The organism is Streptomyces sp. SID5643 (assembly GCF_009872555.1).
Taxonomy (GTDB): Bacteria; Actinomycetota; Actinomycetes; order Streptomycetales; family Streptomycetaceae; genus Streptomyces; species Streptomyces iakyrus.
The window spans coordinates 32,661-40,769 of record NZ_WWIC01000108.1 but is presented as its reverse complement, the minus strand read 5'-3'; the positions used below and the strand labels follow the sequence as shown (position 1 = coordinate 40,769).

Annotated in this window: 7 protein-coding genes; all 7 read left to right on the top strand. The window is 74.3% G+C overall.

The features are described from left to right. Positions 1-1,407: helix-turn-helix transcriptional regulator (locus GTY56_RS13935; protein WP_161365666.1), on the top strand; the 1,407-nt coding region annotated here is incomplete at its 5' end. Between the two features lie 189 nt (positions 1,408-1,596). After that, positions 1,597-2,865, top strand: a complete 1,269-nt coding sequence (locus GTY56_RS13930; RefSeq protein WP_161365665.1) for a PucR family transcriptional regulator — start codon at positions 1,597-1,599, stop codon at positions 2,863-2,865. A gap of 245 nt (positions 2,866-3,110) precedes the next feature. Next, positions 3,111-3,932, top strand: coding sequence for an ABC transporter ATP-binding protein (locus GTY56_RS13925; RefSeq protein ID WP_161365664.1), 822 nt, complete (start codon positions 3,111-3,113; stop codon positions 3,930-3,932). Continuing rightward, entirely contained in the window at positions 3,929-4,729 is an 801-nt protein-coding gene (locus GTY56_RS13920; RefSeq protein ID WP_161365663.1) for an ATP-binding cassette domain-containing protein, read from the top strand. Before GTY56_RS13925 ends, GTY56_RS13920 begins: the two co-directional genes overlap by 4 nt. Further along, entirely contained in the window at positions 4,726-5,622 is an 897-nt protein-coding gene (locus GTY56_RS13915) for a branched-chain amino acid ABC transporter permease (RefSeq protein ID WP_161365662.1), read from the top strand. Before GTY56_RS13920 ends, GTY56_RS13915 begins: the two co-directional genes overlap by 4 nt. Next, positions 5,615-6,754: a branched-chain amino acid ABC transporter permease gene (locus GTY56_RS13910; protein WP_524540101.1), complete on the top strand. Its 1,140-nt coding sequence runs from the start codon at positions 5,615-5,617 to the stop codon at positions 6,752-6,754. Before GTY56_RS13915 ends, GTY56_RS13910 begins: the two co-directional genes overlap by 8 nt. Continuing rightward, complete coding sequence (locus tag GTY56_RS13905) at positions 6,751-8,034, top strand: ABC transporter substrate-binding protein (protein ID WP_161365661.1); 1,284 nt, start codon at positions 6,751-6,753, stop codon at positions 8,032-8,034. The genes GTY56_RS13910 and GTY56_RS13905 overlap by 4 nt, the downstream gene beginning before the upstream one ends. Positions 8,035-8,109: the final 75 nt, after the last annotated feature.

Here is an 8,109-nt window from a genome sequence, read left to right as displayed (position 1 = left end):
GGCACCGCCCCGAGGGTCGGCGGGGGCGGCAGCAGTGCGACGTCCGGCCTGAGCCGCGGCGCTCCGGTGTCCGGCCCTGGCGGCCACGCCCCGGTGACGGAGCGAGACGGCGGTGGGTCGCCGTCGGCCGACGCCAAGAACTTCACCGTCCCTCCCGCCGGGCCCGGGCGGCCGGAGCTGCCAGGGCCCGGGTGGGGACGGGATCCCGACCCCTTGTTCCGGGACTACCGCGACGGCATGCGCGCCCTGCTGGCCCGGCGGCCGGAGCGCGCCGCCGGGCCCCTGCGGCGCGTACTGAGCTACGTGCGCCACGACGATCCGCCGGAGCGGCTGCTGCGCGCCGCGTCGGCGGCGCTGCTGCTCGGCGACGTCCATGCCGCCCGCGCCGCGGGGGCCCGTGCCCTCGCGGTCGCCCGCAACGCGGAGTGCGTCGCCTCCGAAGCGCGGGCCCTGGAGTACCTGGCCTACGGCGAGTTGCGCGCCGGCCGTCACGCGCAGGCGCGCGCCCACGCGGAGGAGGGCGTGCGTGCGGCGCTGCTGGCCGGCCATCGCAACACCGCGGCCAGCCACCACGCGCTGCTCGCCCTGGCCGCTTCGATCGAGGGGGACATCGCCGCGGTCGCCGGATACGCCTCGGCCGCTCTGGCCACCGCCCGCCGCCACGGCCTGGCCCAGGCGGCGACCCTGGCCGAGTGGGCCACCGCCCGCGCCGACCTGGCCCGCGGGCGCCCTCTGGACGCCGCCGACCGGCTCGGCCCGCTCGTCGGACCCGGCCCCCGGCGTGGTCACTTCGCCGTCTGGATGCTGGCCGTGCCCTGCTTCGTCGAGGCCGCGGTACTCGCCGGGCAGCCGGAGGACGCCCGGGGGCCCGTCGGCGACCTCGCCCAGTGGGCGGATTTCGGCGCCGATCCGCACGCGCCCGCCCAGCTCGCGCGCTGCCGGGCCCTGCTCGCCGCGGACGACCGCGAAGCCGACGGCCTCTACCTGCGGGCGCTCGCCCTGCACGACGGATCGGGTGGCGACTTCGAGCGGGCACGGACCGAGCTTCTGTACGGCCGGTGGCTGCGGCGCCGCCGACGGCTGCGGGAGGCCCGTGGCAGGCTCGGCGCCGCCCTGGTCGCCTTCGAACGCTGCGGCGCCGGCGCCTGGGCCGACCAGACCCGCGGCGAGTTGCGCGCCAACGGAGCCGCGTCCGGAAAGGAGCCGGCGGCGGGACTCGCGCGGCTGACCCCACAGCAACTGCGCATCGCACGCCATGTGGCCGAAGGCGCCACCAACAGGGAGGTGGCCCAGCGGCTCGCCGTCAGCACCCGCACCGTCGACTACCACCTGAGGAACGTCTTCGCCGCTCTCGGCGTGCGCTCCCGCGTCGAACTGGCCCGCATGGTCGGCCAAGAGCACCACTGAACCCCGGAAAACTCGGCGCCCGCCCGGAGAAGACGCCGCACAACCCTGGGGACCGACCGGACGGTATGCCATTCTTCGAAGCAGCACTACGCGGGTGACGACGCCGAACGGGGCAGCGCACCCGCCGGACGCCGCTGCGCCCGGACGGCGCCGGGGCCGCCGTGAGGCCGAAGCCGGGGGAGGACCGCCATGCATCCTGCCGCACGCACACGTACGACGTTCCGCGCCGGGCCGACACCCGTCCCGCAGCCGCGGTCCCGGCGCATCCGGTCGCTGATCGACGCCGACGCGCTGCGCGTCCTGCACCGCGCCGCCCGCGTCCTGCTCGACGACCTGCCGGATCTGACCGACCGGCTGCTGGCGGTGCTGCGCGAACAGGAACCGGCGTACCGGACGGCGCTGGAGAACGACCACGCCGCCACGTGGCAGGAGGCCTACCGCTCGCTGCGGCACAGCGTGACGTCGCTGCTCGACCCGCGTGGCACCCGCGAGGCCGCCCACCGCTGCACCTGGCGGATCGGCGTCACCCGCGCCGAGCAGGGACTGCCGCTGGACGCCCTGCTGCACGCGTTCCGGCTGGGCGGGTCCCTGGTGTGGCAGCGGCTGGTCGAGGAGACCACCCGCTCGGAGCCCGAGGACATCCGGCTGCTCGTGCACGTGGCCACCGACGTGTGGAACTTCGTCGACGAGCACTGCACCCTCGTGGCGGACGCCTACCGGCAGGCCGAGCGGCAGCTCGCCTGGCGGCGCGAGAACAGGGTGCGCCTGCTGGCGGCGGCCCTCCTGGACGGCACGAGCCGGATCGCGGACCTGCCCGAGACGGCCGAGCGACTGGGTCTGCCGGAGCACGGCCGGTACGTCGTCGTCGCGGTCGCCGGGGGCCGTCCGCAGGCCCCCTCGCCCGTCCGCAGCGCCTACTGGCACGCGGGAGTGGACGTGGACCACGGCATCGTCCTGGTCGGCGACGAGGGGGCCGGCGAGGCCGACCGGGATCCCGCCGCGGCACTGGCCCTGTCCACCGACGGCCCCGCCGGCAGCCGGATCGGCGTCGGCAGCGCCGTGACGGGACTCGCCGCCGTCGGCGACGCCCGGCGCCTGGCCGACCTGGCCCTGAGCATCTGCCCGCCGGACGGCGGCACGGTCCGGCTCACCGAGCATCTGCCCGAGGCGCTGGTCGTCTCCTGCCCGGAGCTCGGCGCCACCCTCACCGAGCGGGTGCTCGGCCCCCTGCTGCGCCTGGACCCCGCCGACCGGGACGTCCTGCTGGACACCCTGGTCGCCTGGTTCGCCTGCGACGGTTCCGCCCAGCGGGCCGGTGAACGGCTCTACTGCCACCGCAACACCGTGCTGAACCGGCTGCGCCGCTGCGAACAGCTCATCGGCCGCTCCCTGGCCCGCCCCCACGACGTGGTGGAGATCAGCCTCGCCCTGACGGCCCGCCGGCTGCTGCGCGGCTGACGCACCGGGGGCCCCACGCACCGCCCGCTGCCTGGGAGCGGCGGCGGGCACCCCCACCCCTGCCCGGCATCCGCCCGCGCCGCGCGTCCCCGCCCCTGGGCAGCCGCACAATCCCCGCCGCGACCCGTTGGGACCACGCAGCCACCCGGCCCGGACACCTGTACCGCCCGCCCGGGCCCGTGCTGTCGTGAGCTGCCCTTCCCCTGAAGCACCCGTGCCCGGCGGCACGGACCCGAGGAGTCGTGATGCCCCAAGCACCACCGGACGACGAGCCCGCCCTGCACGTCGAGGGTCTCGACGTGACCTACGGGCGCGCCCTGTCCGCCCTGCGCTCCGTGTCACTGACCGTCCCGCACGGCACGGTCGTGGCCCTGCTCGGCGCCAACGGCGCGGGCAAGACGACCCTGCTGCGGGCGGTGTCGGGCACCCTGCGCCTGCACCGCGGCGCGGTCACGGCCGGCCGTGTCCGCTACGGCACGACCGAACTCGACGGACGCGACCCGGTCGCCGCCGTGCGCGCCGGGGTCGTCCAGGTCCCCGAGGGACGCCGGGTCTTCGCCGGGCTCACCGTCGACGAGAACCTGCGCTCCGGCGGCCTCGGCCTGGGGCGGCGCCGCCCCGACCAGGTCGCCGAGGCCCGGGAGCGGGTCTTCACGCTCTTCCCGCGCCTCGCCGAACGCACCCGGCAGGCGGCGGGGCTGCTCTCCGGCGGCGAGCAGCAGATGCTCGCCATCGGCCGGGCCCTCATGGCCGCGCCCCGGCTGCTCCTGCTCGACGAGCCCTCCCTGGGCCTGGCCCCGCAGATGGTGTACCGGATCGCCGAGGTCGTCCGCGAGATCAACGCGCAAGGCACCGCCGTACTGCTCGTCGAGCAGAACGCGGGCATGGCACTGTCCCTCGCCGACACCGCCCACGTCCTGGAGGTCGGCGAGGTCCGGCTCTCCGGGCCCGCCGACGAACTCGCCCGCACGGACGCCGTCAAGCGCCTGTATCTGGGCGAGACCGACGGCGAAGGGACCGAGACCGCGCAGAGAGCCGGAACCACCGAGGGGCAGGGAGCCGCGTGACCGTCCGCACCACCGCACCGCCCGGACTCACCGTCACGGACGTGACCGTCCGCTTCGCCGGACTCACCGCTCTGGACGCGGTGTCGTTCACCGTCGCCCCGGGCTCCGTCCACGCACTGATAGGACCCAACGGGGCGGGCAAGTCCACCTGCTTCAACGTGCTGTCGGGCCTGTGCCGCCCGGCCACGGGCACCGTGCGGCTGGGGGACGCCGACCTGACCCGGCTGGCGCCCCACCGCATCGCCGCCCTCGGCATGGCCCGCACCTTCCAGAACATCGTCACCACCCAGGGCACGGTCGCCGACAACCTCATGCTCGGCCGCCACGCCCTGTCCCGCTGCGGCTTCACCGCCGGCGCGCTGCGTCTGCCGCACGCACGGCGCGAGCAGCGCGAACACCTCGCGCGCGCCCGCGAAATCGCCGAACTCACCGGTCTCGCAGAGTACTTCGACCACCCCGTCGCCCTGCTCTCCTACGGCGACCGCAAACGCGTGGAGTTCGCCCGCGCCCTCTGCCTGGAGCCCAGTGTGCTGCTGCTGGACGAACCGGTCGCCGGGATGAACGCGGCCGAACGCGCCCGGACGGTAGAGGTCGTGCACACCGTACGGGCCGAACTCGGCCTGTCCGTCGTCCTGGTCGAGCACGACATGGGTCTGGTGATGCGGCTCGCCGACGAGGTCACCGTCCTCGACTTCGGCCGCCGCATCGCGCACGGCACCCCGGACGAGGTCCGCGGCGACCCCGAGGTGCTGCGCGCCTACCTCGGCACCGGCGCCGGGCAGGAGGACGCGGCATGACCGCCCTCCTCGACAACGTGTTCAACGGCCTCGCCCTGGGCGCGGTCTACGCCCTCGTCGCCCTCGGCTTCGTCATCATCTTCAAGGCCTCCGGCGTCATGAACTTCGCCCACGGCTCCCTGCTCCTGCTCGGCGGCTACCTCACCGCCGTACTCCACGACGACCTCGGCTTCGCCGGGGCCCTCGCCGTGTCCGTCCTGGCGACGGCGGCCGTGGCCGGAGCCATGGACCGCTTCCTGCTCCAGGCCGGCGGGCCGGACCCGCACACCGCCCACGTGCAGACCATCGTCACCATCGGCGTCGACATCCTCATCCTCACCGACCTGTCGCGGCGCATCGGCGGCGATCTGCTCTCGCTGGGCGACCCCTGGGGCGACTCGGTCAGCGGGCTCGGGCCGGTGACCGTCGCGGACGGCCGTATCGCAGCGATCGTGGTCTCGGCCGTGGTCATCGCCGGTGTCTTCGCCCTGTTCCGGTACACCACGTGGGGCCTGTCGCTGCGCGCCTCGGCCGAGGACGTCGAGGCGGCGTCCCTGATGGGCGTACGGCTGGTGAGGGTCCGCATGCTGGCCTGGTGCCTGGCCGGAGCACTGGCAGCGCTGGCCGCGGTCTTCCTCGCCGCCTTCCCCGCGCCCGGCCTGGAGCGCACGACCGGGCAGATCGCCCTGAAGGCGTTCCCGGCGGCCATCCTCGGCGGCATGGCCTCGCCACCCGGCGCCCTCGCGGGCAGTCTGCTGATCGGCATGACCGAGGCGCTCGTCGCGGGCTACCAGAGCGATCTGCACGTCCTGGGCGAGGGGTTCGGGGACGTCGCCCCCTACGCGGTGATGGTGCTGGTGCTGCTGGTGCGGCCGACCGGGCTGTTCGGCGGGAAGGCGGCGGTCCGTGTCTGAGCGACTCCCGCGCGCCCGCGCGATCCGGCTGGGCCGGACCCTCGCGACCGTCGCCGTCCTGTGCGCACTGCCCTTCTACCTCGACGCGTTCTGGCTGCGCATCGGCCTGTTCTCGATGGCGGCGGCCGTCGGCGCGGTGGGCCTGGGCCTGCTCTCCGGCACAGCGGGCCAACTCTCCCTCGGCCACGCCTTCTTCCTGGCCGTGGGGGCCTACGGCTACGTCTGGCTGGCCGGTGAACCCGGACCTGGTCTGCCCACCGCCGTGGCCGCCGTCCTGGCGGTGCTGCTCGCCGGGGCGGCCGGCGGGCTCTTCAGCCCCGTCGCCGGCCGGGTGCGCGGCATCTACCTGGGCGTCGCCACGCTGGCCCTGGTCTTCCTCGGTCACCACGTGCTGCTGACCGCCGACTCCGTCACCGGCGGCTTCAACGGCCGCTCGGTGCCGCCGCTGGAACTGGGCGGCTTCTCCTTCTCCACGGACTCCGAACTGACCCTGCTCGGCGTCCCGTTCGGCGCCGAGGAACGGCTCTGGTACCTGGGACTCGCGCTGTTCGCGGTCACCTGGTTCACCGCCCGCGGCATCCTCCGCGGCCGTCCGGGACGTGCTCTGGTGGCGCTGCGCGACAGCGAGACCGCGGCCGCCGTGATGGGCGTGAACGTCCCCCGCTACCGCTCGGCGGCGTTCGTGGTGTCGTCGATGTACGCCGGCCTGGCCGGAGTGCTGATCGCCCTCTCCTTCCGCCGCGTCGTGCCCGACTACTTCGGCCTGGTGCTGTCGGTCGACTACCTCGCCATGATCGTCATCGGCGGGCTGGGATCGGTGGCCGGAGCCACCGCAGGCGCCGTCTTCGTCACCGCGCTGCCCCTGCTGATGACCCGCTACGCCGACCAACTCCCGCTGGTGGCAGCCCCCGGCACCACCGGCGCCACGGTCGGACCCACCGAAGCCGCCCGCTACCTCTACGGAGCGGCGATCGTCCTCATCCTCCTTTTCGCCCCCGACGGCCTGCACGGCCTGGCCCGCCGCCTGCGCGCACGCCTGCGCAGCCGCCGGACCACCCCGCCACCCTCCGGTACCACCACCCCGTCCCAGCCGCCCACGCCGGCCGTACGAGCCAAGGAGCCCACCCCGTGAAGCCCACCAGCCACACCCCACCACGCACCAGAACGCTTCTGGCCACCGCCCTCGCGGCCCTGTTGCTCGCGGGCACCGGATGCAGCTCCAAGGCCGACTCCGCGGGGAGCACCGCCGACGGCGCCGACGGCATCAAGACCGGCCCCGGAGTCTCCGGCAGGACCATCAGACTCGGCGCACTGACGGACCTCACCGGCCCCTACGCCACTCTCGGCAAGAGCATCGTGCAGGCCCAGCAGATGTGGGCGGACGAGGTCAACGCCCGTGGCGGCATCTGCGACCGGCGCATCGAGATCGTCGTCAAGGACCACGGCTACGACGTCCAGAAGGCCGTCACCGCCTACGCCGACCTCTCCCCGGACGTCGTGGCACTGCCCCAGGTCATCGGTTCGCCCGTGATGGCCGCCCTGCTCGACGACATCGAGCGGGACAAGGTGCTCACCTTCCCGCAGGCCTGGGCCGCCTCCCTGCTCGACCGCGAGGCGGTGCAGGTCCTGGGCACCACCTACGACATCGACATGATCGCCGCGGTCGACTTCCTCACCCGCACCAAGGGAGTCGCCAAGGGCGACACGATCGGCCACGTCTACTTCGAGGGCGACTACGGCGCCAACGCGCTGGAGGGCTCGCGATGGGCCGCGAAGAAGGCAGGCCTCAAGCTGGCCGGACAGAAGATCAAGGCCACGGACACCGACCTGTCCGCGCAGGTATCGGCCCTGCGCAAGGAGGGCGTCAAGGCGATCCTGATCAGTGCGGGACCGGCCCAGACGGCCTCCCTGGTCGGCGTCGCGGCCTCCCGGGGCCTGAAGGTTCCCGTCGTCAGCAGCGCCCCCGGTTACGCCCCGCAGCTGATGAAGACCCCGGCCGCCCCGGCCCTGGCGGCCATGCTGAACGTGGTCAGCGCCGCACCCGCGGTCAGCTCCGACCTGCCCGGGGTGCGCAAGATGGTCGCCGCCTACAAGAAGAAGTACCCGGGCTCCCTCGTCGACTCGGGCGTGCTCTCCGGCTACAACGCGGCCCAGCTGATGGGCACCGGCCTGAAGAAGGCCTGCGACAACGGCAGTCTGGCCCGTGAGGACGTGGTCAAGGCCCACCGCTCCCAGTCCGGTGTCGACGTCGGACTCGGCACCGCACAGGACTTCTCCGACAAGGCGCAGCCCGCCGCCACCTCGGCATACGTCCACAAGCCGGACGCCAAGGCGGTAGGTGCCGCGGTGAACGTGGAAGACGCCCACACCGCGCCGGGCGTCGAGCAGTACCTCGCCTCGCGCACCCGGTGACACCGGGTCCTTGATGTCATCCGTGCGGTGGCTCTTCGACCTGCCGGGAGCCGGCGAAGAGCCCCGCCGAGGATC

Coding starts and splice junctions, on each gene's coding strand:
- GTY56_RS13930 (WP_161365665.1), top strand. CDS start 1,597: ATGCATCCTGCCGCACGCACACGTACGACGTTCCGCGCCGGGCCGACA.
- GTY56_RS13925 (WP_161365664.1), top strand. CDS start 3,111: ATGCCCCAAGCACCACCGGACGACGAGCCCGCCCTGCACGTCGAGGGT.
- GTY56_RS13915 (WP_161365662.1), top strand. CDS start 4,726: ATGACCGCCCTCCTCGACAACGTGTTCAACGGCCTCGCCCTGGGCGCG.